Below are 24,678 nucleotides of genomic sequence, written 5' to 3'. Positions count from 1 at the left end.
CAGGTGAACCTTGATTTTCAGGCGCTCCTCGATCCGGCGAAGATTCGCGAGGCCGGCCGAGAGCGGGAGCGGCAGGAGACTGAACAAGCTGAGCGCGATGCGAGGATGGCCGCATCACTAGCTGCGCTCGGTCATGCCAGTGATGCATTGCGTCTGACAAATGCCGAAGGCAGGTTCGTTCGCCAAGTCACCGCCATTTGGAAGCGGACGGGCTATCTGACCGCGGCGCAGACGGAATGGGTAAAGGACCTTGCGGCCCGACATTGCTTCGTCCTGCAATCGCCGGCTGGCACCTACGTCGTGCAGGATGGCACTGCATTTGTCGTGCGATCTGCGCGAGATCTAGGTGAGATGAACCAAGCTCCGGACATCGAAGCGTTGATCGAACTCGGCAGGGCGGGCCGCTGGCTGGAACGCGATATCGCGGCGCTCCAGACGCGCTGGGGCCGGCGCCCTCAATCCATGATCGGCGGGTCCAGTCGATTCAGCTTCGGCGCTCGACAGCAGCCGCTTGAACGGTTGCCTGCGAGTCGCGGCGAAGCGAAGCCGGCCAGCGAGGAAGATACGAGCGAATACACACCGTTCTTTCAGGGAACCAGTGTGTTCAGCAATTGGTACAAGGCAGCCTTCGTGGTGGACGGCACAATGTTCAACTGCGTGGAGCAGTACATGATGTATCGGAAGGCGAAGCTTTTCGGCGATGAAGGAGCTGCCGTGGCAGTGCTCTCGAGCTCCGATCCTGCTCGACAGAAGGCACTTGGGCGGAAGGTATCCGGCTTCGATGATGCAACCTGGATTGAGAACAGGGAGAGCATCGTGAGAACAGGAGTCCTCGCGAAGTTCTCCCAAAACCCCTCCATTCGCGATGCCTTGCTGGCGACCGCCGGAACCGAGCTCGTGGAAGCCAGTCCCTATGACAGAGTGTGGGGGGTAGGGCTTGGGGCAACGGACCCGCGGATCAAAGATCGTAGGCTTTGGCGAGGTGAGAACCTCCTGGGCAAGATCCTGACGGACGTTCGCGAAGCTCTGATGCGCGAGGCGCAGAGAACCGATAGCGATTCGATCGATCAGAAGGCCGCCCAAGCGGAACGAGATCAAGTGCATTCTGGGGCAGCGCGTTTCATCTTCGGTCCGGTGCCTGAACCTGCGCTCGCTGGGGAGTCTCTCAGACAGGATTATCAGCGCCAATGAGGCGGAGCATAAGGATGCAACAGAGTCAGAAAGAGAAGGTGAACATCAGCATGCACGTCGCAGACCTAGAAAATGCTCGGGCCTGCGCGGAGCAGTTGGGCGTCGCGCTTGAGGACTATATTCTTCTCGCTACACACGCGGTGAACATGGCCGTGCTGTCTGGAAAGACGACCGTGCAGGTTCCGCCGGGATTGACTGCAACCAAGTGGTGGACCAATAGGGAGAAGACATGCGTGCAAAACTTCTTCAGCAAGGCGGCGTGATCTCGTTGTTTGCAGCGTTGCTGATCGGTAGCGCGCTGGTGGGCGCCATGGGAATTGGACCAACTGCAAGGAGCAACGAGATCCAGATCGCCCTATTTTGCAGTGGTCTGGCGCTCATCTACCTCAAGCATCCAAAGCTGTCCGGCGGCTAGCCGCCTTTCATCGGACACGTGCGAGCAATGCTCCGCAAGAGCGGCGTCCGGCTCAATCTCCCCGCCGAGCGTAACGATGGCCGTGCGGAGGTGGAGCACCATTTCTGGCGGTATCGTTACCCGGCGCTCGACTAGAGCTCTCCCCGGGAGCCCGTCGGACAGCAGTATCGTCATGTCGGGGGCCGCCCCCCGTTCCCAAGCCTCCATTACCTCCCGAGGGCACAGAATCGGGCCGGATATCGGCACCCAGTTCTCGTCCTCACTATCTCCGAAGAGCACGGTTACGGATCCGACCGGGTTGCCGTCCGCCTGATGAAGGCCGATTGCGGCAACCGGGGTTTGGGTAAATACCGACGGTTGGCGGAGCTCGTCTGTCGGCTCCACTACGAACGTTAGACCAGTGACCGGAGCGAAGTAAGCGAAATGGGGCATATACATTCAGCCCTCGAGCTCGGTTTCGACTGCGCGGTTTGGCCAGACGGAGGCCAGGCCGCAACCAACGATTGCCGAGATGCTGATCGCCGCGGCATACGAGTTGGTCGGAAAGCTGAACGCGATCGCGCCGGACATTGCCGCTGCGAGGACGAGGGAGAAGGTAGTAATCGTCAGGTCGCCCCAGTCGACCGACGGCCGGGCAGGCGCCCGCCCGAACCTCATGTCCGGCTCCGCCGGCCGCCTTGCACTCACGGCAGGCAGCCGAATGCGGGCATTTGCCGCTGCAGTGTCAAACATGATGTCAGCCTGATTCTGGCCAACGGCTTCGATACGGTCGAAGTAGGCGTAAGCGGCGGGGCTTGCAGAATGAAGGAGTTCCATACACGGTGTTATCGGCAGGTGCAGGGGCACAATGGAATCACAGTATATTGCGAAGTGAATTGACACCACAAAATAAATAGAGGCAGAATCGCACCCGTATTCTTTGCGCGCTTGTATGCGCTTGGAAGCGATACGGGGCGCTTGAATGGCTCATGGCGCGGCAAACGGGCGCCAGCGACACGTGACAGCAACTGACGGGCTGGGCTCAGTGGAGCTGCCGCGACCCACCACTAGGATCGAGGAACATATGGCGAGCAACCAATTCAATAACGTAGCCGGCGGCATCCTGCCGGTTGGGGTCGATGACGGTCACTTTGGTATCAAGGTCGTCGCCGGGCCCGGCCGGTCGTTTGTCATGCCGGCACGTGCCTGGGCAGGAAAACTGCTTACGGCGCAGTTCAACGACGGCCAGGTCGCTGGCAACGTCTATGAAACCGCCGACGGTGAATTCGTCACCATCACTGCCAATGACGTCGCCGCGCCGGCAGTCGACACGCGGTCGGGGGACTATCCGACGTCGAGTGTGAATCGAGCACTGGTCGCGCACGCGTTGGTCGAGGCAGGAGTCTCCGGCCAGCAGGTCTCTATCGTTACCGGATTGCCGGTCGATCGGTTCTATCTCCACGGTAGCAAGAACATCGACCTCATCGAAGCCAAAAAGAGCAGCCTGCTGCGGCCGTTGGCTCGTCCGGTAGGTTCGGATGGGCTCCCGGCCCTGGCGACCGTGGTCGAGCACGCAGTAATCTCGGAAGCTGTGGCGGCGTTCCTTGACGCGCTGCTGGACTTCGATGGCAACGAAGATCCGGAATTCGGTGAGATTTCCGAAGACTATCCGGTCGCGGTTGTGGACGTCGGCGGCAAGACCACGGATATCGCCGTGGTGCGAGAAGGCGGCGGGGGACTCTATTCGGAGAAGTCCGGGACGGCCGAAGTTGGCGCTCTCTATCTTTACGACCAGCTCGATCGCCGGTTGCGCGAGCAATTCCAACTGAAGGAGGAAGTTCCGTTCGCTTACCGAAAGCGGGCCATCGAAACCGGCTCCTACATGCTCTGGGGTAAGAAGCACGATGTCAGCCAGCTGGTGGGAGAGGCGCTGGATGACTTCGCTGTGCAGGTAGGGCACGAGGTTTCGAAGCGCCTCAAGGACGCGAGCATGTTCGGCCGCACGCTGTTCGTCGGCGGTGGCGCTCGCTTGCTCGGTAGCCGCCGCGCCCAAGTGTTTCCGGGGGTACCGGGGGAGGGCATCTGGATCCCCGAGGAGCCGGAGTTTGCCAACGCGCGCGGGATGTACAAGGCCGCCTACGCCAGCCTGACTCAACGGTGATCGCCGTGGCAGAAATTCGCCTGAACTTCACTATCAGCACGGAAGACCATCCCGAGCTGGCATGTCTCGAGGCCGTCGGCGCCAGCCGGCGCGGTGGCCGGAGTAGCGAGGTGATCCGGCTCCTGAAGCTCGGCGCGAAGGCGGATCTGGCTATTCGAGCAATTGAAGACAACCGTCTGGCCCAGGCGGTAGCGGCCGGGATGCTTGCCGATGGAGCGAGACCGGTCGTTGCGCCTGCGCTGGGTACTGTCGATCCTGTTGCGTCCACGAGGGTCACGCAAACGGCTCGTAGTCAGACACAGGCGAGCTCGCCGGCAACAACTCCGGAGCCGCGGCCGTTGCAGCCGCTGACGGGGCCGACACAGACGCAGCAGGAACAAATTGCGCCTCCCACTGTTCCGCGATACGCATTTTCCCAAAATCCGGCCGCCGCCGAGACAGCTCCGCGGCGCAGCGGACGTTCCAAGGCCTCAGCCTTGATGGGCTGATGCAAACCAGAGGACAGCAGATGAAAACCTTGATGGAAATTGCTCAGGCAGACCGGTACGACCTTGGTCAGGGCGAACTCGCAGTTCGCAATGCGATGGGCGATCTCGCGATTTGGCTGCGCCTGAAGCTCCCATGCCTGACCGCTGTAGCGCCAACCACAAGCCTCGTTGTTGCTGTTTCGCCGGAGCTAAAGGAAGCGCTGCTGGTCCTGGAACAAGGCGGGCAGGTAGGGCAAGGGGCAGTGAGTGCGATTCCTACTGTGACCGCCGGCGAAGCCACGGAGATCTGAATGGCTCTCTTGGCGCTTGGACCTTGCGAGGAGGAGGAAGACCTGTGGCAGCCGTATGTCGACGCTGCTCGATCTGGGTGGTTGGCCAAGTGGCAGAACCACTGCCGAATCTGCTACGGTGACCCGGGCGAACCTGACCCGAGCACTGAGCTGCTTGTGGGCATCTGCACGGAGTGTACGCCGGCGGGCACGTGTCCGCGGTGCGGATCCCAGATGGCCGCCCCGCACGAGAGCTGCCCTTCATGCCAATGGGAACGAAAGCTCGACGCGGATTGGACTGAAAACAGTAACCAATGTCCCTGGTAGGTGGCCCCTCTAACTTTCCGGACACGGTTTTCAACGATAGTGGAAGAGAAGTGATGATCAATGTAGAAGAAGTTCGGGTGCGCAACCTTGTTCTCGCAGGCTCCATTGCCTTGGTGATTGCCTTGGCGGGCTGCGCTGGCGCCGCGGGAAATGCCGGGACGACCGATGCCGAGAAGGCAATCAGTGCCCAGATCGATAGCGCAATCTCGCAGGTGAAGGATCTGCCGGGCTGGAGCGTCGCTGCTGATGCTAGTCCTCAGCCGGCAGCGCTGGGCGGCAAATTTATGTCCGGCTCCTTCCAGGGCGATGCCGCTCAACTCCTCGGTGTCCTGGCGCGTTCCCGCAACATGGATTTCAGGGTCACCGGCCCGAACCCCCGCGTTCCGCTTTTTGTGTTTGTCGATGCTCAGGGGATGACCTTCGAAGAATTGTTGCGCGATGTTGACAAGCAGTTCGGTCAGCGCGCGAATGTCGTCCTAGGGAATAACGTGATCGAAATCCGATACCGCTAAGCAACAGGGGCCGTCTTATAATGCGTAGCAGCATTACAATACGAAAAAAAGACGGGCTACTGCTCCGTCTCTTTCTCCGCTACGCAAGGAAAGGGTACACATGAAACTCAAGCTGATGGCGGTGCTCGCCGGGCTGGCCTGCGAAGTCATGGCCGGTAGCGTTGCACATGCCCAGTCTGGCTCGGAAAACCTGCAGAGGCTGCTGAATCCCAACAAGGGCGATCAGTTGGTTCTGCTTTCACCGGTTCGTACGGCGGCTCTTCGTGCAACTGCGCAGGCGATAGGCACGCAGACAGGCATGATCGAGCGTGCACGGGAGATTGGGCGCGTCATCGACCGGAGGCAGGCAGACCTGGATCGCAGTTTCCGATTTGGCGATTTGGTGATGGGACAAGGCGTCTTACCGCCGGTGATCGTCAAGACCGAGAATGCCAGAACAGTCTCAAAGAACGCCATGCGCGTGGCTGGCGCGGTGTACAAGATCGCGGAGCCGGCCCGATTCCAGAGTGGCTCCCCAAGCTGGCGCGACTGGCTCCTTATGGGTTTGCCGACCGCGGACGACATGCCAGCACTACCGACGAACGAGCAGCTCCTGCCCCGCGATGCCGAGGAGCGGAAGTACTGGGACCAGCAGGTAAAGGCCGCTTTCGAAGATGGTCGCCGCCAGGCACAGGAGATCTTCGACAACAACCTCGCAAACCTCAAGCAGGTCTATCTCGGCATGCGGACGTTCTACGATCTGTACCAACGTGGAATGGTTAGCCTGCCGGAGATCGCGCGCACCCAGGACATCGTCAACAAGGACGATCCGAACACCATCGTCGTGGGCGATACGCTGTTCCGAATTACCGTCAACAGTGACTTCGTGACGAAGTCGGAACGTTGGGTACCCCTTATGGCGACGCCCGCCGCCGAGACTCGTGCGGCAACCGAGCGCGCCGAGCGAGCGATGCGCCGGCCGCCGGAGCCGCCAGCACAGCCGACCATCCAACCAGCTCAAGCGCAAGACGAGCTGAGGCGGCTGATCCAGCAGATGCCCGCTTCCCAGGCGCCCGTGACCCAGCCCGCGACAGCGCCGCAACGTCGTATGGCTGCCCCGGTGTCGCCAAGCCCGATTCAGGTAATGACGCCAACGATGCCAAGCCCGGCATCAGTCGCTCAGATCGGAAGTCTGCAGCGCTCGGCGCCATATACGTCCTCCGTCGAAGAGATGCGGGCGCTAGCTGAGCAGGCCGCGCAGCTCGCCCAGCGGGCAGAAGACGCGCGCCTTGCTTCGATGAAGGCGCTTCAGGCTCTGCAGGCGGCCCAGTCAGCGGGCGCCGCCATGTATGGCAATCAGGCGACCTCCATCGTCGGGCAGCTGAACGGCTACGCCGCGATGTCTGCACCTGTCCCGCCCATGGCCGCTCAGGGCTCTCGAAACGGAGCCCCGAGCTACCCGCAAGCGGTCCAGCCACAGGCGTATGCCCAACCGGCCTCGCAGGCCATGTATCAGCCGCCGGTCCAGCAGCTTGTCTACCAGCCTCAGGTACAGCAACCTCTTTACCAACCGCAGGACCAGCAGCAAAGCTACGGGCAACAGGTCTATCAGCGTGTCGCCTATACCCCGCCGGCACCGGTACCGGCGCCGGCGGTGATACCGGTGCCATCTCCGTCGGCTAGTCGCTCCGGATACCACGCGCCACTCTGGCAAGAATCAAAGGGGAGTTGAGCCCAATGAGTGAATCTATGCTTCCGTTTCCTCTGAGTGTCAATTTCACTCGAGATGAGTTTCACGAGTTTCTGCGCGTTGCCACCGCGGTTGCATCGGACATCCTGATTCAGTCTGGAGACTACGGCTGGGTAGAAGTCTATGGCAAGCAGGTGAAGGCCACTACTCGCATGCTCGAGAGTACCGAGGTCGAGCGCGCATTGGACTTTCTCTATGATGGCTCTGGCGTCTCGCAGTTGGCCGATGGCAAGGCAATTGACGACGAGGTCGAAATCCAAGCAACTCCGGGCGACTTTGACCGCGTCTTCCGCTACCGGATGAACGCGACCGGCGCTCGTATTGGTCGAATTGCGAGAGGTATCTCTATCACGATGCGGGTGATCCCCGAAGCGCCGCCTCACTATGATGATCTCAAGCTGCCACAGGACATCACTGACAATCTCTTCCCGCGCTATGGATTGGTATTGATCGTCGGCACCACGGGATCAGGGAAGTCGACGCTGCTTGCATCCGCGAATCGCCGCAGGCTCGAGACCCCCGACTCGCCCGTCAAGATTCTCACGTTCGAGGATCCGGTTGAATTCCCACTGTCCTTCGGCTACGGACAAACCCCGCAGCCATCGCAGGTGCAAATCGGCCGTAACCTCAAATCCTTTGGGGATGCCGGGCGCAATGCGATGCGACGAAAGGGCGATGTCGTTGTAATGGGGGAATCACGAGACCGCGAATCCATCAACGCTTGCTTCGAAATGGCTCTGACCGGCCACGCAGTCTACTCGACCGTGCACGTTGATACACCAGCAGAAGTATTCGCGCGAATGGTGAGCTTCTTTCCGGAAGACGCTCAACCAGCAGCGGCAAATAAGCTGCTCGACACGTTGAAGCTGACGATCGCGCAAAAGTTGCCTCGTACGACTGATGGAAAGCGTATTGCCGTGCGCTCCTGGTTGACGATTGACAGAGAAGTTAAGCGGGCGCTTGAGGGGCAACCGTTCGAGCGGTGGGGGGCGATTACCAGAAAGTTTTTGGACGAGCGGAAGACTTCGTTCGACTACCAGGCCTTGCCGCTGGTCGCAGAAGGAATTCTGGATTTCCAGACCTTCCGGGAGGTGACAAACATGACGATTCGTGAAGCGACGATCTTCCTCGAAGAGCATAGCCACGCAACGCAGGTGGCCGCCAACCAGCAGCCGATTCTGGAGGCAGCATGAAGATTGCGGATTGGGTGAAATCAGCGGAAAGCACAGGGCTACCGTTCACTAGCATCCCAGCGTACTGCAGCTTCCCGATGCTGCTGGCCATGGTCCACCTTAGGCTCTGGACGATCAGTCTGGCCGTGATTATGACCGTCGGCGTCTGGTGGCTTCAGCGTAAGGGATACACGATGAGTTGGATGGCGCGCCGGGCGCGCTCGAAGCTGAGAGGTGAGCGGGTCACGGCTCGGCCGATCTGGCACGTGCGCCGGTTCTCGCGCCTGCAAGATCCGGGCGAAGAGTTCTCCCGCAAATCTTAAGACCAATCCATAAATAATGCGAAGTGACCTGTTAAAATGAAATTTGAGAAAGGCTGCAAGGGCGGCCGCGGAGAATTCGAATTGAGTAAAGGCATGCAGCGTCGCAGTACCGGGATTCGTTTGGGGGCATTGATCGCCGGGGCGGTTGTCACGAGCTCCGCGTTTGGCTTCATCGACGAACGTCAACCCGTTCAGCCAGCGCAGCCGGCGCCGGTAGTCACCTTTCCCCAACCTCCCATCGCTATGGCGGTACCCGGTGCCGGAGTTCGCCGCGGTCCAGATGCCTTGCAGGGCGATTTCTCTGGTTCTGACTGGTACGCACCGTATCCCGGACCCTTCGGCCCGATGCCGCTTGCCGACTCGCTGATCGCGCAGTTCGTGCCGATTGTGGGCCCGATTCGGCTCGAGGGCGACTCCAGTCTTCTCCAAACTCCGGTTGCCATTCCGCAGGGTTTGGCGCGTAGTGCTGCGCTACGGGCGGTCGCGGAGCGTGCCGGCGTGGTGGTCCGGGTGAAGGGCAATGTAGTCAGCATCGAGCCCATGCGCGTCGCCCCAATGGGTCTTGCCGAACAGCTAGGGGCACCTGGTCAGGCCCTCACTCCGAGCCTCCCGCTGCAGGCTGGCTACCAGGCGGCAACTGGTGCTGCGATCCCTGCCGCTGTGCCGGCCCCCCAACCGACATTCAATCCGGCTCCGATCGAACGCTGGGTATCTCAGTCCGACAAGGGAATGACCTTGAAGCAGGTCATCAAGGAGTGGGCCGAGCGCAATGGGCAGTGGAAGCTACGCTGGACCGCGTCGAACGATTATCCGGCCCCTGATATGGAGTGGAACGGGGACTTTCTCGAGGCCGTCGATCGGACGTTGGCACCGTACGGGCGGATCAAGCGCCCGATCGAGCCGGTAATCCACCGAGACGGTGGTCAGCAGATTCTCGAAATTGCGGACAAGCGCAACTGAGGCCTACAGCATGAAGCTCTACAGGAATGGGCAGCTGACCCCCAAGGGCCGCGCGTTGCGCGTTGGCGCCACGGCCTTGGTGACAGTTCTGCTTGCAAACGGCTGCGCGCTCCAGCGCGTGAGCGAAGGTATGGACAAGGGTAAGGAGATGGCCGAACAGGCTTCGACCCTAGTCTCGAGCATGCGGGCGACGAAGCCGGCCAAGTCCCAGTACACGACGATTCGCGAAGGCTCGGGCTTGTATATCGACCCAACGCCAATCCCGATGGGTGTTCCTGGTGGCAAGGGCGAGGTAAGCCCCTTGGACTGCATTGTCAGCTTCACATCGATTGCGCCCACCACGATCAGTGAGTTCGCCGACGATGTGGCTAAGCGCTGCAAAGTCTCTGTCAGGGTTACTCCAGAGGCGTTGCAGCAACTGAACGGGGTGCGACCAGCGGGGGCGCCGGCGGCGCGGGCGAGCGGGCAAGCCGGTACCGCGCTACCCACGCCGAATCTCAACGGCGGTGGCAATGCAATCGCGCTGACCAATGGCGGCGCAGCGACTTCGAGTGCATTTGGCCAAGGCGGCGTGATCTCGGGCATTCAGTGGCACCAGCGCCCGCTGCGCGGCCTGCTTGACCTGGTGACATCGAAGGTTGGCTTGGGCTATAAGCTCGATGAGTCCGGCATCTCGATTTACTACGTGGACACGCAGGTGTTCAATCTCGATGTGTTGCCGGGGAATATCGACCTGAACACTACCGTGCAGTCCGGAAAGTCCAACGGCGCCGCGACCACCGGTGGCAGCACCCAGGCGTCGAATCAGTTCGACTCGGCCGGCAGCCGGCAATCTACGAAGCTCGATCTGAAGTCCGATATGGCCAAGGAGATTCAGTCGACGCTGGATGCGCTCGTAACGCCAGGCCTCGGCAGCGCCAAGCTCAACACTGCGACGATGGCGGTCACAGTGACCGATCGCGCCGACGGCATTGCTCGGGTTCAGTCTTACGTGAAGGCGGAGAACAAGCGCCTCACGCGCCAAGTGATTCTTAGCGTCCAGGCTTTCATGGTCACGCTGAAGGACGAAGACAGTGTTGGGCTGAACTGGGACGCCGTGTACGCAGCCCTCAACAGCTATGGCATCAACTTCAAGTCGGCATTCGCCGCTCCGACAGGCGGTGGCTCAGCTTCTGTCGGCATCGTAAGCCCGACAAGCCCGTGGGCCGGCACGAAGGCAATGGTCGACGCGCTGTCGACTCAAGGCCGCGTTTCGACAGTGACGACAACCTCGGTCATGACTTTGAACCTGCAAGTAGCGCCGCTGCAGGTGGGCCGCAACTCGACCTATATCGCCAGCTCATCGAGCACCGCGGTATCGAATGTCGGCAATCAAATCTCGCTCGTCCCGGGCAACTTTACGACCGGCTACAACATGTCGTTGCTGCCATTGCTGCTGGATGGTCAAGAGATGCTGCTCCGATATGACGTCAATCTGAATTCCATCCTCCAACTGCGTAGCATCGAGGCGGGTTCGGCCAAGATCGAAGCCCCAGACTTAGACAACCGAATTCTTAGCCAGAAGGTGAAGCTGAAAGCTGGCCAGACATGGGTGCTGTCCGGCTTCGAGCAGATGGGCGATGACACGAGCAGGAGTGGAACTGGCGATGCTCGATTCTGGTTGCTGGGTGGCAACCAAAGCCGCAAGACGTCAAAAGACGTCATGGTCTTCCTTGTGACCCCTGTGATGGTCGAGTAAAGGGCGGACATGGCGACAGTTAAGAGAGGGGCGCGCGCGGCGAGTCTGGCTGCCACCACGGACGTCATCGTGATCGGTGGCACGCCTTACGCCGTTGGCCTGCTCTGGCAATCTGCATCCAAGCCAAAAGGCTTCATGCGGGAGGTGAAAGCCTTTACGAAGCAGTATCGGTTGCGCCAGTTCGTCATCCGAGAGGGCGCGATGACACAGATCGGCTACGTGGTTACCGCGCCAGGTGCGCGACCGATACGCAAAGCGCAGGCGCTGGTGCCGACTCTGGCCGACCAGCTTGGCGCCTCTTGGCTTGCCGTATTCAGGGTAACCGAGGCCACGTTTGTAATGGGCGGCGTTCACAACGGCGCGATCAGGCCAGACGCCGACATGATCGGCAGCGAGGAAGACGTTCGGGCACGTTTCTCGGAACTCCTCGCCTTGCAGTGGGCAAGGGTGATCGCACCGAAGTCCTTTCTTGCAAGCGCTGAGCCACTGAGTCTGGACTCTGTACTGAGCCCGGAAGCCCTCAAGACGTCGCGTTCGGCCCGCGGGAAGTCCTATCCGATTCGATCCAGCGGGCCTGATTTTGGTAGGCGCGAGTTGCTGCTGTATGGCGGGACCGCGGCGATCGCGCTGATTGGCTCGCTAATCCAGCATCAGGTGAAGGTAGCCCGCCAGGAGGAAGACGATCGGCAGGCAGCCGTTGCCGCTGCACGTGAGACGGCGATTCTTGAGAAGGAGCGCAAGGCAGCCATCGAACAGGTTGCGGCGATGGCTCCCGTTCCGCAGTGGCCTAATGAGCCGGAAGCCAAGAAGGTGCTCAGTCGATGCATGGATTCGATCCTTGCTGAGAGCCGCGTCCCACAAGTCATCGAAGGGTGGCGCTTTCAGAGCGTCTCATGCAACGGCGACCGCTTAAGGGTTACCTATGGCCGTACACCCGGTGCGAGCGAGGACACGTTTCTGGCTGTAGCGCGGAAGAGCTTTCCCATTGTCAGCGCCACGCCCGAGGTTGGCACGGCAAGCGGCCCGTCTACGACCGATGAGGCCATTCCGGCTCGAGGCGAGGTGACACTCCTGTCGTCAGAGCAGGCGGAACTGCGCTGGAATTCGCATTTCCATCGGCTGAATGTGATGACGCTCCCTCAGCTTACGAAGAAGGGCGATCCGCCCAAGAAGCCACCCGCGCCGACGTTGGTAAAGCTGATCGGGGAGGCGCGAGCCCAGGTGCCCGACCCTTGGTGGGCAGAGTACTCGTTCTCGGTGACGAGCTCGTTTCCGATCGACCAGGTCATGGAACCGTTACTTGGCCCGGGGTTGGTGATCTCGGAGGTCAATCTCTCAACTGGTGGGAGCGGATCGCCGGGCAGCGGTCAGCAAGCCGGTTTGCAATGGACGATCAATGGAGTGATGTATGCAAAAAAATAGTCTGCTGTCAGTCGTAGCTTTCGCCGTGGCCGTAGCTTGCGGCCAGTCCGCGGCCGCTGCGCAAGAAGACCCGGCGGAAGTGGTCGCGCAGCAACGCACGCTCGCCGTTTGGTCGAGCATTTCGCAGCAAACCCAGTTGATCGATGCCCAACTCACGCTGGCGAAGAAGAAGCAGGAGCTGGAGGCTCTGCAGGGTAGTGCGCAGCGGGCAAAGATGCTCGCCACGACCGCCACCGTACGGCGCGAGGCCGGCATGCCTGTTGTCACGCGCATCACTGGGGATTCCGGAAAGCTGTTCGCAATCGTGAAGTACCCGGACGGGCAAGAGGAGGAGCGAGGTGTGGGTGACCGACTTCGCGGTTCAGCCTGCCACGTGGAGTCTGTGATGGACCAGCCCGAGATCAGTGTTGGTGCACGTTGCGGTAAGACTAAGACGCGACTGCAACTCTCCGCCGGCGGCTCCATGGGCTCAGCTGCACCGGCCGCTTCGCCTGCGCCTGTAGCTGTTCCACTAATGAATGTCGCGAATGCGCAGATGGCGCCGCCCACAATGATTCCGGTCACGGCAAGCCAACCACCGCTATACGGGAACGGCATGTCGTCGATGGCGCCAGGCGCCCAAATGAAGGCGCAATAAAGGGCCCCAACGATGGACAGAGGGACAGACCGGGTGCAGGCCAGAATCGTCCATGCGCGTAAGCAGGGGGTCGTAGCGTGGTCTGCGGAACACGGGCAGTATCCGGCGAAGAAGGATGTTCGGGAGCTGTTGTGTCTGACCAGTGACGGCTGGCTACACGTCCTCACGGGCAAGCTGCTAGATCCGCACGTCATGAGCTATCAGCAGCTAGTGCGGGCGCAGGGAGTCGGCTCGATTCGTCCTCGGGAGGTTGGCTTCCCGGAATTGAAACTCCTGTACTCCGAGCTATCGGGAGACGGCGGGACTGCGTCTACTGGTGGTCAAGAGCTTCAGACGTCTGACCGGCAGTCCGAGGTGATTGGATATGTGAAGCAGGCCGTGGCCGAGAAGGCTTCGGATATTCATCTCGTCTACGGAGACGAGGGGGGGACTATCGAGTTCCGACTCGACGGTGACTTGTACGAGTTCTACCAGCTGTCTACCCAACACGTTCGGGACCTGATGTCGTCGATTTATCAGTCGATGTGCGACGTCGCCGACGAGTCGTTCAAGCCTTCTCGCAGTCAGGATGCTCGCCTCAGTTCTGACTACGTGAAGCAGATGGGCATCTTTGGTGGCCGGGTCAGTACCCGCCCAACAGACCGAGGGATGATGATGGTCATCCGTCTTCTGTACAGCAGCCACCGCGTCGCCAAGTCAGTCGAGGCGCTCGGGTTTCTGCCTGAGCAGATTGAAGACCTCAAGACGATGCGTCGGTCCCGATACGGCATCAATCTGGTGACAGGGCCGACTGGGGCCGGCAAGTCGCTTACGCTCTCGGTGATCATGTCCGCGACGCTCGAGGAAGGCCGGCAGAGAACGGCAGGGTCTTCAAGCCTCGGGAATGGCCGGGGTCGGGCGACTGGCATCAGAGCAATTTCGATTGAAGATCCACCTGAGTATGGCGTGCTTGGGATGTTGGCTACACCCCTGAATGCCGAAGGTTCTACGGAACAACAAATTTCGCAGGCCTGGGCGACCGGCATCTCCGACTTGCTGCGTAAAGACCCGGATGTTCTGATGATTGGGGAAATCCGGGATCGAGCGTCGGCCATCGCAGCCTATCGCGCTGCAATGACCGGTCACATGGTCTGGACGACATCACACACGAATGACGCTACATCGGTCCCGCAGCGCTTGATCGACCTAGGGCTGGACCGAAGCATGGTCCTGGACCCGATGCTTACAACTGGGTTCGTGAACCAGTCGCTGACGAAGCTCGTGTGCAAGGGGTGCGCGAAAAAGTATGCCGACCACAAACACGAGCTGCCAGTCGATCTGGTAGAGCGCATCGAGCGATATTGCGACCCAGCGGAAATCCGGCTGCGCGGGCCGGGTTGCCCGGCCTGCCGAAAGGGGGCTACCGATCGCGTCATGATCGCTGAAACGGTTGTGCCGAACGGAGCGTTCATGGACATCTATCGCGACCACGGCAAGATTGCTGCTCGCAAATACTGGGTAACCGAGATGAACGGGCTGACAAAGTGCCAGGCCCTGATTAGGCGGATTAATTCCGGCGATGTCGATCCTCGAGATGGTGAGGCGGACGTAATGCCGCTCGACGATGACCTTCGTATGATTGGCGTGATCGGCGGTAGCGCGGCAAACAATGGCCGCCTGCGCGCGGTGTAAGGAGCAGAAGTGTTTGATAGGGCAATGGAGTTGCTGGAAAACCTGCAGCGCTGGCGAGCTCGAAAGTTGATTGGTGTTGATGCGCGGATTGACTTCTACAACCAGATGTCCCTGATGCTGCGTATGGGGTTGCAGATTCTCACTGCGCTGGACCGGCTCTACATCATCGAATCCAATGAGGGGCGCCGCCCGCGGCGGCCTGCAGCGATGATGCTGGCGGACGTGATGCACTCAATTCGAGAGGGCCGATCGCTGGGTGAAGCGTTGGAGCACTGGGGCTCTCCCCAGGAGGTGGCCCTGGTGAAGGCTGGTGACGAGTCGGGCAACCTCGAAGACCAACTTGCCGTTGTGGCCAAAATGCTGGCTGTCAAAGGCGAGATGATCGGAACGATTCTCGCCGCGGTGAGCTATCCAATGGTGGTGATCGGGTCGGCCTTCGGGATGCTTTACATGATCTCGACGGTGGTCGTGCCTAAGCTATCGAAGCTTACGCCTCCCGACCGATGGGATGGCGCAGCCAGATTCCTGAACCAAGTATCGGGCATGGTGAATGACTATTGGGCGTGTGTGTTCGCGCTCCCGATCATCGTGGCAGTAATCGCTTGGACAATCCCCAACTTGAGCAAGTCCGACGTTAGAGTCTATCTCGACAGGATCCCGCCGTGGTCTTTCTATCGCGCGCTTCACGGTTCCGGTTTCCTCGTGAACATGTCAGTAATGCTGAAGGCCGGGATCCAGATATCTGAAGCGCTGTTGCTGCTCTCCGATGAAGGGGGGCCATGGCTTCGCACTAGAATTCGAGCCATCCTCCACGGCATCAATCAGGGGAAGACTTTGGGGGAAGCCATGCATGCAGCTGGCTACGAGTTTCCAGACCCCCGCGCGATTCATATTCTGCGTGCAGTTTCAGATGTCGACGGCTTCGAAGACAGCATGGCGTTGTTCGCAGATGCGTGGATGAAGCGATCGCTTGCTGCGATAAAAATGATCGGCCGCTACTTGCTAGCAGTCGGCATTTTGTTCGCTGGCGGCCTGCTCATGATCATGGTGGTTGGCATCTTCAGCTTAATTCAAATTTCTATGGGAACACTTGGGTAAAATACGGAGTATGTAGCCAAAACAAAAGATATAATCTTCACACATCAACTAGCGCTCGCATTCGCGGAGTGCGCACCAAAGAGAGGATTGCAATGCAAAAGAGGTTCAAAGGTGGCACGATCGCCCGTGCACGCAGTGGCCAGGCCGGTTTCACTCTGATCGAGCTGATGGTTGTCATCACCATCGCGGTGATGATCTACGCGCTCTCAGGTAGCCTGAGCGGTACGGCGATGACTAAGGGCTCATCGCTGGAGGAGTCGACCAACATCCAGAATTTATTCGCAGCACTGCGTGACATCCGCTCATCGCAGGGCTACCCAGCATCGGCCGCTCTGGTGCAGGCATTGCAGGACCAGGGCAACGTTCCGGCGAACATCACGCTGTCGGCCGGCAATCTGATGAACACATTCGGTGGCACGTACACGCTGTCGACTATCGACAGCGGTGGGACCGTCACGATTGCTTCGTCAAATATCCCGAATGCGGAATGCCGAAAGCTGGTTACGGGCGTGAAGAAGGCTATCCCCCGTTCGATCGGTGTCGGCGGTGCGGCGACCATCGACCTCGCGACGGTCAACACGGCCACGGCCACGACGCTTTGTGGAAATGCACCTCGCACGACGCTCATTTGGTCGTCAGCAGACATCTGAACAATCACGTCGCTGGCTCGCACCTGGAAAGGGCGAGCCAGCCTTCTGTCTTGACCGGAATGAGTGACATGAGGCTTGGGGATCTGACTTTCCTCGATCTGTACTTGCATCCGAAGGTGGCGTTGCTGAAGAACCTCGGTGGATCCGCCCGCGGCGTAGATGTCGCTCCGGCCGGTATCAAAGACCAGCTCGATGGCATGCTGGCTCGCTGCCGGACGGCATATGGAGAGTCACGCATCCCTGAGTTCAGCTTGGTAGAAGACAACAGGTTGTACCGCGTAACCGCCCAGGAAGACCATTCAGGGGACGTGCTCTTCGTGCTTCGTCAGTTTGAACGCACGCTCAAGCCGTTTCGTGAACTTGGGCTGCCGCGCCATGCCGCCGTTAGCTTGCTGTCGGACAAGCTGAAAGGGCTCGTTCTGTTCGCCGGCGAACCTGGAGTGGGCAAGTCGACATCGATGTTCAGTACGGTCGTGCAGCGGCTGCATCGGTCGGGAGGGGTCGCGGTAACCGTCGAGGATCCGATCGAACAGCAGCTGGCAGGCTCGCATGGCGACGGGTACATGTTCCAGTTCCCCGCCAGTCGTCTTACGGGCGGATATCGCGAGCCGCTACTTCGCGCGCTGCGTATGCAGGCGGACATGGTCGTGGTTGGTGAGATCCGTGACGGAGCTGCCGCCGCCGAGGTTGTCCGGGCCTCTGCTAGCGGACAACTCACGTTTGGGACGATCCACGCCGGGTCGGCGCCGCAGGCCATCGAGAAGCTCGCCATTTTGGCAGGCTCCGGGGACTCGACCTCAAATAGCGAAGGGATGCGCTACATGCTGGCAATGGGGGTGGCCATGGTGATCTGGCAGAACATGGTGCTGCTCCCGGATGGCGGGCGGCAGCTATCCGTGCGCGCGCTGTCCTGCATCGGGGAAGACGGCTTAGCAATCCGCAGCAAGATCCGCGAAAACAAGCTCCAGACGCTGGACAACGAGATTGATCACCAGGCCCGCCGCGGCGGCGCTCATCAGGCATGACCGCATGATGAATTCAACCAAATTTGTAATGCGACGCCGCACGAGCGGCTTCACCCTCGTCGAATTGATGGTCGTACTCACGGTCATCGTTACTGTGTTCGGCTTGATGTGGCCGATGTTCGCTGAGTACACGGATGAGCTTGTCAACAGAAACGCGGCTGAACAGCAACTTCGAGTGGCGAAGGGTGCGCGGAAATACCTGGATGACAACATCGGCACGATAACGGCCTCGCTGAGCGGAACCGCGCCGCTGGCGATTCCGTTCGCGACGATTCAGGCGGCCGGGAACTACATCCCGTCAGAGCTGAGTCCGATTACGCCTTATGGCCAAAGCTACAACATTGCTGTGCGGCGACCAAGCGCGACCTCCAATCAGCTTCAGGCGATGGTCGTTACAACGGGCGGCACTACAATCAGCCCCAAGAACGCGCTCCACATCGCGCGGATGCAAAAGGGCGTCGGTGGTTACATTGCCTCGAGCAACCCGAACCTGATCAAGGCGCCAGACGATCAGTGGAGCGTGCTCGCCAGCGACTTTGGATTAACACCCGGTGCAGGGCACATTGCAACAGCACTTTTCTCGTCAGACGGTGACGGGAATGGCGACTACTTGTGGCGGAACGCCGTTCCCGGTAGGCCCGAGTTGAATCGCATGAACACTGCGATCGACATGAACAATCAGAACATTAATAACGCCGCGACGGTTACAGCCGCGACAATTCAGGCACAGGACACCAATACCGCGCGGGCAACCGTCTCAGAGAAGCTGACTACCCAAGATGCCGTGGTAAACGGCGACAACCTGCATATGGCATTGGCGACACCGGGATCCGGGTGTACTGCCGTTCAGACTGGTTCCGTGCGACGTAATCAGTCGACACGAGCCGGTCTCGTGGTTTGCTACAACTTGCGATGGCTGGCCGTCGGGAACGCGCTGGATGGTATCTACGATGGCGCCCCTTGCTCCGTTCCGGACCAGGTAATGAGTGACGCGAATAACGTTGCATACATCTGCCGTGGTGGCGTCTTCCGGCTTCTCCGCAATGCGTTCGGAAGCCTGACGATGAACAGAAAAATTGACAACGTCACGGACGGTATGGCCATCGGAAAAGATAGCTGTCCAGGCGGAACAGCTTGGGCGCTATACACCCCCAAGCAGCAGATGGTGAACATCACCGGCAGCGTAATGCCGCCTATCGAAGGTGTTTATTTCTGGTTGAACGATGGGGGAAGCTATTGGGCGGCGCAGGCGAGTGCAGTTTCGCCGGCGACGTGGTACAGCGGTAACGACGTGGGTGCCATTGGCGGGCAGCTTGTAGGCACGGTGACTACCGGATGTGCGTACTAGTCTCGAGAATAAGGCTGGAGAAAAAAATGAGAGTCTTCAAAGCGGCCACTGTCATAGCCGTCTCGCTAGCGGCGGCTTTTTCCGTGACGAGCATCTCCGGGTTTGCGGCTACCTCTCTGTCGGCATACCCTGCGCCGGCGATGACAGTCGCAGACTGTACGGGAGGTCGGATCTGGATGATGGGTGGCAATGGACTGCCTACATGCGATTTTTATGTACCTCCCCCGCCGCCGCCGCCGCCCGCCGCATCGTATACGTATATTTACTCTGTCGAAAATACTACGATTCGATGCAACGGGAACGGCTGTCACTCCTTAACCATGATCAAGAGGACTACAACGAGCGCGGGCAACCAATGGGCCTTCCTCTGGCAAGTGGAGGACAATACGATACTGCCTTGGGGGTTCGACATCGGTCCACTCTCAGCTTCGAACCCGATAACCACCAGTGCCACTGACTTGCGCGCATTCATGACACCGTTTGTCAATGCTGGTTGCCTCATTGCATCGGATAGCAGCGATACGAAGAACACGATATCGAATGCGACGGGTATTAACCTCTTCGCGAATCCTGGTGCGGGAGCACCTTTCGCGGGCCAGACCTTACCTAACGCGAACAATGGCAATCCGGCTGCGATTAATTATGCGCTTTGCCAAACGGCGGTGATGTGACCATGAAGACGCGCGATCGCAGTGGATGCCGCTCTAAGCGAGGGATGTCTCGCGCAAGTGACTAGGCGCGTTGAACACCGTCGCCAATGAAGATAGCCCGCGTTTGCGGGCTATTCTGTTCCGGATATCGAGCGAGCTTTAGAACGCCGTGAAGCTCCACGACTTGTTGATGACTGTCCCGTTGCGGGCGCCGACGAAGGTCGCGGTATAGGTACCGGCCGCGAGTTGCGCCGTCGGCAGCATGAAGGCCACACCGGGATACAGGTTGCTATCCTGAACCGCGCCCGCCATCGAGCCGGCCTTCGCATTTGCGGGTACCAGTACGCGGACGGGGATCGAGGAGCCACCCGGACCTGTCAGGGTGAAGCTAGTCACCGTCAGCACGTCCGAGGTGTTCGGTGCAGGGACGCGGAACATGATCGGGTGTCCGGCCGTCGTGAGGTCGGGCGCCGGGTTCGGCGATTCAGCAGCTGGCGTGAAGCCTCCAAACACGGTCTCGCCGTCGATCGGCGAGTATGCAACTGCGCTGGGGGCCATCTGCTGGCCGCCCCACTGCGGCAGGCCATAACCGCTACCCTTTGCGCCCGTAACCACGTTGAAGTTCATCACGCAGAAGCCGTCACGCATGGCCAAGCCGATATTCTCTTGGTTGCTCGTGATGCCCATCAGGTGATAGACGGAGTTGCGGAAGCTCGACAGGCAGCTCAATGAGCCGCTGGCGGTTTGACCAACGTACTGCTCCTTAGCGCCACCAGCGGCCACAACCTGGTCGTAAGGGGTTGCGCCGGTGTAGCCCTGCAGGCCGGTCGTCTCGGTGTGCGTAATCACGGAGTTGGCCTTCATGTAGGTCAAGTGATTATCTGCGGCACGATCGAGGGTGTCGTCTTGACGCAGCGCGCCGACACCCATTGCCACGCGGTAGGTGTTCAGGTCGGTGAAAGTCGTCAGGCGGACGTCCGTGCTTCCATAAGTGGGCGCGGGCACGCTGGTTGCCGGCGCAACCGACGAGGGCGCTTCCGGGACGGTCGCCGGCGGAGTAGTCGGCGGCGTCGAGCCGCCGGACGTGGCACCTTCACCACCGCCGCCACCGCAAGCTGCGAGGAGTGTCGTCATTGCTGCTACTGCGAGGACCTTCTGCTTCATGGTTCTTCCTTGTTGTTGGGCCAGTACAGTCAGACTACCGATCCGGCGGGGACCCGTGCAAATCTTTTCTGAGTACCACGCTAATTCGAAATATAGAAACCGGCGCGCACGAGAGGGTGTACGAGTAGAACGGCCAATGCAAGGAATTCTTTAGTCAATCTGCGACACACTTTAGTGGGGTGTCCAGAGGTGTCGGGATCTGCGTCGAAACGAGTTCGCCAACGAAAAGGCCCTCGCGAGGAGGGCCCGAACAGGTAGCAAGGCGGAATCTTCTATCTCAAACATCCACCGAGATCTGCGGAGTATCGAGAACAAAGGGCGACTCAATCAGCTCTGGGTCGTAGCGGAATGAACAGACGCTTCGTTCAATCTTGGAATCGAACAGGCGAGCCGAGTGTGTGAGAACCCTCATCGCGGGAATCAATTTAAAGATCCTGTGAGCGATGAAAGGATAGTCGCGCACCAGGAGGTTGCAGTATCTCCCGCCCCAGCCCTTGTACTCAGCGACTACCGCGGGGCCGTCATATCCCGCATCGTCGAGCCACTTGACGAGGTGGGGGTGAAGGTACGCGAGGATGTCTTTTGGGGCATCGCCAAGCTCGAGCACGCGAAGCTGCTCGAGGTCGAGAGGCTTTATCCGAGCCCAGCTGCGCATGATGTCCCAAGTGCTGATGCGGGTATCGCTATCCAGCGGAATGCCGCCGCGCTTGGAAACCCTGTCGGCCCGGATATGGCCTTCCTTCTCTTGCCCCTCTGCAACATCCATGATCCGGTACTGAAAGTGGACGACATGCAAAGCCAACTGCCGAGCGCTGGCGTAAAGATTGGCGTCAAGCTGGATGTTTAGGCGATTCTTTGCCGGCACTGCGGTGAGGATCTTCGGGGCGCGAAAACGCGCTGCACCAGACGTCGGGTCGCTCTCATCGACCTCAACCTGGTCATCGAGCAGAGGAACGGTAGCGTGCTTCAACGAGACGCTACGGATCTTCTTTGCTTCCGGTGTAAAACTGGTCATCACCAAACGCAGACACCCGAATCTGGCGAGGTGGGGAGCATCTTCCTTTGCGCCGGCGCCTCGAGCGGCTCCGATCGTCGCGGCGGCAAGCGCCGCGGCGCGCTCGGCTTGAGCACTGCGGGTTTCGTTCGTATCCATGTGTTGGCCTTGGATGTAACGGTTAGATCAGATCGTTCAAGCGGCGAGCTTTCCGTTTCGCTGCCGAGGCTTTGTTGCTGCCCGACGAACGGGACGTTGCTCGAGGAACGCCGGGTCCTCGGGCGGGAGGGCTTTCTCGTCAAGGTTCACGCCGCGTGCCTCCCAACAGAATCGGGAAAGCTCGTACAGGTCCTCGCGCACCTGCTTGTAGTGGGCGAGACGCCCCGAGGTGTAGCCCGACTCATCATCGGGCTCAAGGAGTTTTGCGATCAGATTGCGCTGCTCTCGCAGCCCGGATTCCGGAGCCATCCATCGATAGAAGCTCGTCTGATGCCGTCCGAACATCGCCGTCACTCGCGATGCAATGCCCACGCGAATTCGGCCCGCCTTGTCATCGAGCGTAGGCCGACTGGCCGCGCGCAAGTACTCCTTCGCGTGCATGGTCGACTCAGCAAGAGTGCTGGCCACGCCGGCCAAGAGGAGAAAATCGCGGTAGATGTAGGCGATAAAATCGTCCATGTGCCAACCCTGAAGGGCGAGCGACATGTGCCTGGGTTTGGCCTCGTAGCAATAGAGCAACATTTCCATCTCAATAGTCGCTTGCTCGGACTCTTGATAGCTGATGCTCTGATTGGGTGTCAAACCCAGCATGTAAAGGACGGTCTGGGTGGTGAGGCGCTGCAGCCCCAACGTCCCAAAGTCGTCGAGATGCATGCGTCGCTCTGCGTTCTCCAGGGCCGCCAGCTGAGGAAGGTTGCCGATTCGCTCTGCGACCTCTTGCTTTGTTAGCGGGCGAAACAACTTCTCGTTAGACCGATATTCGCGCAGCAAACGTTGAATGCGCGATAAGTGGCGCTCGTCGCGCTTGGCTTCTGCCTTCTTTTGAGACATTGGCTTCCTGAGAATGGCTGATCTTCGTCGCCCGATGGGGGGCCGTTCGCACCCGGAAACTATCGCCTGTCGAACATTTGAACCTGGTCGGGCTCAATTTCCGAGGCTAGCTAGGCGGAGGGCTTGAATCTCCACGGACGGAGCCCCAAAATCTTGACCCCCTCCAAAAGGGGTAGGCACCATTCTATCCTATTTTATTTCGAATGCTCAGCCTAAATCGAAACTTGATTCGGGTCAGTGAAACCTTCTCCAAATTGCAGAATAGATTGCTAGAGATGCGCCCGCAAGCCCCTCGAGGTTGGGAGGGGCCTTCGGTCTTGACGCAGGCCACGGGTCGCGGTCGGGCGATAGATCTCTCAAGAGATACGCACAGCGCCGTCCGCAGTAACTAGACCCGGGGCAGGTGTGCGGTCGCGACCATCCCGCGAGTGAATCCTGAGAATGGAGCCACTCGAGCCGGGAATCGATATCAAATTTGATATATTCTGTATTTCAAAACGTTAAAGTCTGTGGCGAGGTTGCCGATAGCGTCAGAGACACTAGCCCTGGATTGGGGCTGCCCTCCAATTGATCGAGGTCAGGCTCTTCGTCTTCGTTGACGACCATGTTGGGCCGATCAGGGACGGCGAGCGTCGAGCGAATGACGCCGCGGACAGTGCCGACCATGCATCTGAGGGGGCCTGTTGTCTGCGATTTTGCGTGGCGTTTGACGTGCGCAACGTGATCGCCGTTCCGACCGCCACTTCGGCGGCTTTGCCGACAATCCGATTCGGCTCGCTCTCCATCGCTATCCCTAGCGGCCTTCTAGAGCAGGGGGGGCACGGGTCTGGACGCCGGCAACTGCGGCGGCAGAGTCTGATGTTACCTGGAGCGCGACCACGCGCACACGAACGTAGGGCCCGTGTCTTGATGAGAATCGGAAGAATCTTTCGTCTCGTGCCTAAGGTTGCACTTGCGCTGAGCCGATGATATATTGCGATCTAGTGGTGTGATACCAAATATATAAATTTGATTTCAACCCACGCAATCCGTGCTTCTCATCAAGAAGCAACTGAACGAACGGGTCTTCTTGGGGGAGGACGAGATGAGTTGTCGAACTTGTCAGTGTGCCCATGCGGCATCCTCTCGGCATGCGCTGGACCAGGCTGCCGAGGCAGAGAAGCGGCGCGGTCCGTGCAGCGCTACTCTCCGGAATCGTTCACAAGTTTTCTCACCCATCGCCTGCGACAATCACGTCGAGGCAGCGCACTCCGGCGTACCGATCAGGTCGATCGCACCATATCCGATCCAAGGGCTGACTGGTTTTATGCAAGCGGGAGCGGCCAGCGTGGCTGTTTCGTCGGCAACCTATCAGCAATGAACGCCGAAGAAAACCTTTCTCGGGCGCAGGCCCAGCGATGGCTCGCCCCCGTTCTCATGCGTGCCATCCATGTCTCGCTCGTCCTGGTCGTAGTTCTTCTTTTCGCGCACACCGTCCTGCTAATTTCCGTTGCCTCCCAGTGCTCGCGCCTGGTAGGGCTCTCAGGAATTGGCTGGGTTGTGCCGCTGGACATGCTGTCCTGCGAGAACCCCGGGGCTAGGCCCGTCTATGGCGGTCACATTCGCGAGATGAATCGCGCTTGGGCCGAGAAGAACGCGGGCAAGGTGAAGTGACGTCTTCGAAACGATGCAACCTACACATACCGTACCCCGCAGAAATCCTGCG

At 59.7% G+C, this 24,678-nt stretch carries 24 protein-coding genes; 20 read left to right on the top strand and 4 right to left on the bottom strand.

The window, feature by feature from the left end:
* The first annotated feature begins 3 nt into the window (after positions 1-3).
* Genes AAHB16_RS14760 through AAHB16_RS14750 form a run of 3 tightly spaced genes read left to right on the top strand, consistent with a single transcriptional unit; the run spans position 4 to position 1,606 of the window.
* Positions 4-1,191, top strand: a complete 1,188-nt coding sequence (locus AAHB16_RS14760) for an NADAR family protein (RefSeq protein ID WP_342051247.1) — start codon at positions 4-6, stop codon at positions 1,189-1,191.
* Positions 1,192-1,205: 14 nt separating this feature from the next.
* Entirely contained in the window at positions 1,206-1,454 is a 249-nt protein-coding gene (locus AAHB16_RS14755; RefSeq protein ID WP_342051246.1) for a hypothetical protein, read from the top strand.
* Positions 1,421-1,606, top strand: a complete 186-nt coding sequence (locus AAHB16_RS14750; protein ID WP_342051245.1) for a hypothetical protein — start codon at positions 1,421-1,423, stop codon at positions 1,604-1,606. Before AAHB16_RS14755 ends, AAHB16_RS14750 begins: the two co-directional genes overlap by 34 nt.
* A gap of 438 nt (positions 1,607-2,044) precedes the next feature.
* Here AAHB16_RS14750 and AAHB16_RS14745 read toward each other — a convergent pair whose 3' ends face one another.
* Positions 2,045-2,422, bottom strand: a complete 378-nt coding sequence (locus tag AAHB16_RS14745) for a hypothetical protein (RefSeq protein ID WP_342051244.1) — start codon at positions 2,420-2,422, stop codon at positions 2,045-2,047.
* A gap of 247 nt (positions 2,423-2,669) precedes the next feature.
* Here AAHB16_RS14745 and parM point away from each other — a divergent pair, with 247 nt between their 5' ends.
* The 16 genes from parM to pilV all read left to right on the top strand — a co-directional run bounded on the left by parM (position 2,670) and on the right by pilV (position 19,115).
* Positions 2,670-3,746, top strand: coding sequence for a ParM/StbA family protein (parM, locus tag AAHB16_RS14740; protein ID WP_342051243.1), 1,077 nt, complete (start codon positions 2,670-2,672; stop codon positions 3,744-3,746).
* A gap of 5 nt (positions 3,747-3,751) precedes the next feature.
* Entirely contained in the window at positions 3,752-4,234 is a 483-nt protein-coding gene (locus AAHB16_RS14735) for a hypothetical protein (protein ID WP_342051242.1), read from the top strand.
* Positions 4,235-4,254: 20 nt separating this feature from the next.
* Complete coding sequence (locus AAHB16_RS14730; protein WP_342051241.1) at positions 4,255-4,524, top strand: hypothetical protein; 270 nt, start codon at positions 4,255-4,257, stop codon at positions 4,522-4,524.
* A gap of 359 nt (positions 4,525-4,883) precedes the next feature.
* Complete coding sequence (locus AAHB16_RS14725; protein ID WP_342051240.1) at positions 4,884-5,342, top strand: DotD/TraH family lipoprotein; 459 nt, start codon at positions 4,884-4,886, stop codon at positions 5,340-5,342.
* Positions 5,343-5,442: 100 nt separating this feature from the next.
* Positions 5,443-7,053 carry a type IV secretory system conjugative DNA transfer family protein gene (locus AAHB16_RS14720; protein ID WP_342051239.1) on the top strand — a complete coding sequence of 537 codons (1,611 nt, stop codon included), beginning with the start codon at positions 5,443-5,445 and terminating at the stop codon, positions 7,051-7,053.
* A gap of 5 nt (positions 7,054-7,058) precedes the next feature.
* Positions 7,059-8,264, top strand: coding sequence for an ATPase, T2SS/T4P/T4SS family (locus tag AAHB16_RS14715; RefSeq protein ID WP_342051238.1), 1,206 nt, complete (start codon positions 7,059-7,061; stop codon positions 8,262-8,264).
* A complete protein-coding gene (gene icmT, locus AAHB16_RS14710) occupies positions 8,261-8,566 on the top strand; it encodes an IcmT/TraK family protein (protein ID WP_342051237.1) in 306 nt (101 codons plus the stop codon). Before AAHB16_RS14715 ends, icmT begins: the two co-directional genes overlap by 4 nt.
* A gap of 36 nt (positions 8,567-8,602) precedes the next feature.
* A complete protein-coding gene (locus tag AAHB16_RS14705) occupies positions 8,603-9,526 on the top strand; it encodes a TcpQ domain-containing protein (protein WP_342051236.1) in 924 nt (307 codons plus the stop codon).
* A gap of 10 nt (positions 9,527-9,536) precedes the next feature.
* On the top strand, positions 9,537-11,264 hold the full coding sequence (pilN, locus tag AAHB16_RS14700) for a PilN family type IVB pilus formation outer membrane protein (RefSeq protein WP_342051235.1): 1,728 nt from the start codon (positions 9,537-9,539) through the stop codon (positions 11,262-11,264).
* A gap of 9 nt (positions 11,265-11,273) precedes the next feature.
* On the top strand, positions 11,274-12,686 hold the full coding sequence (gene pilO2 / locus AAHB16_RS14695) for a type 4b pilus protein PilO2 (protein WP_342051234.1): 1,413 nt from the start codon (positions 11,274-11,276) through the stop codon (positions 12,684-12,686).
* Positions 12,673-13,323: a type IV pilus biogenesis protein PilP gene (gene pilP, locus AAHB16_RS14690; protein WP_342051233.1), complete on the top strand. Its 651-nt coding sequence runs from the start codon at positions 12,673-12,675 to the stop codon at positions 13,321-13,323. The genes pilO2 and pilP overlap by 14 nt, the downstream gene beginning before the upstream one ends.
* 33 nt (positions 13,324-13,356) lie before the next feature.
* Positions 13,357-14,994: a GspE/PulE family protein gene (locus AAHB16_RS14685; protein WP_342051232.1), complete on the top strand. Its 1,638-nt coding sequence runs from the start codon at positions 13,357-13,359 to the stop codon at positions 14,992-14,994.
* A 24-nt stretch (positions 14,995-15,018) separates the two neighbouring features.
* Positions 15,019-16,092 (top strand): type II secretion system F family protein, encoded by a 1,074-nt coding sequence (locus AAHB16_RS14680; RefSeq protein ID WP_342051231.1) that lies wholly within the window; start codon positions 15,019-15,021, stop codon positions 16,090-16,092.
* Positions 16,093-16,184: 92 nt separating this feature from the next.
* Positions 16,185-16,742 (top strand): type 4 pilus major pilin, encoded by a 558-nt coding sequence (locus tag AAHB16_RS14675; protein ID WP_342051230.1) that lies wholly within the window; start codon positions 16,185-16,187, stop codon positions 16,740-16,742.
* 68 nt (positions 16,743-16,810) lie between these two features.
* Positions 16,811-17,767, top strand: coding sequence for an ATPase, T2SS/T4P/T4SS family (locus tag AAHB16_RS14670; RefSeq protein ID WP_342051229.1), 957 nt, complete (start codon positions 16,811-16,813; stop codon positions 17,765-17,767).
* Positions 17,768-17,771: 4 nt separating this feature from the next.
* The gene (gene pilV, locus AAHB16_RS14665) at positions 17,772-19,115 is read left to right on the top strand and encodes a shufflon system plasmid conjugative transfer pilus tip adhesin PilV (protein ID WP_342051228.1); all 1,344 of its coding nucleotides are present in this window, start codon (positions 17,772-17,774) and stop codon (positions 19,113-19,115) included.
* A gap of 809 nt (positions 19,116-19,924) precedes the next feature.
* Here pilV and AAHB16_RS14660 read toward each other — a convergent pair.
* The 3 genes from AAHB16_RS14660 to AAHB16_RS14650 form a co-directional block, all read right to left on the bottom strand.
* Positions 19,925-20,929 carry a CAP domain-containing protein gene (locus AAHB16_RS14660; RefSeq protein ID WP_342051227.1) on the bottom strand — a complete coding sequence of 335 codons (1,005 nt, stop codon included), beginning with the start codon at positions 20,927-20,929 and terminating at the stop codon, positions 19,925-19,927.
* A 277-nt stretch (positions 20,930-21,206) separates the two neighbouring features.
* On the bottom strand, positions 21,207-22,082 hold the full coding sequence (locus tag AAHB16_RS14655) for a hypothetical protein (protein ID WP_342051226.1): 876 nt from the start codon (positions 22,080-22,082) through the stop codon (positions 21,207-21,209).
* Positions 22,083-22,118: 36 nt separating this feature from the next.
* Positions 22,119-22,973 carry a hypothetical protein gene (locus tag AAHB16_RS14650; protein ID WP_342051225.1) on the bottom strand — a complete coding sequence of 285 codons (855 nt, stop codon included), beginning with the start codon at positions 22,971-22,973 and terminating at the stop codon, positions 22,119-22,121.
* A 1,173-nt stretch (positions 22,974-24,146) separates the two neighbouring features.
* Between AAHB16_RS14650 and AAHB16_RS14645 the strand changes: the two genes are divergently transcribed.
* Positions 24,147-24,626, top strand: a complete 480-nt coding sequence (locus AAHB16_RS14645; RefSeq protein ID WP_342051224.1) for a hypothetical protein — start codon at positions 24,147-24,149, stop codon at positions 24,624-24,626.
* Positions 24,627-24,678 lie beyond the last annotated feature (52 nt).

This window comes from Cupriavidus sp. OTU4054, assembly GCF_038440175.1.
Classification (GTDB): Bacteria; Pseudomonadota; Gammaproteobacteria; order Burkholderiales; family Burkholderiaceae; genus Cupriavidus; species Cupriavidus pauculus_D.
This window is presented reverse-complemented; position numbering and strand designations above follow the sequence as displayed.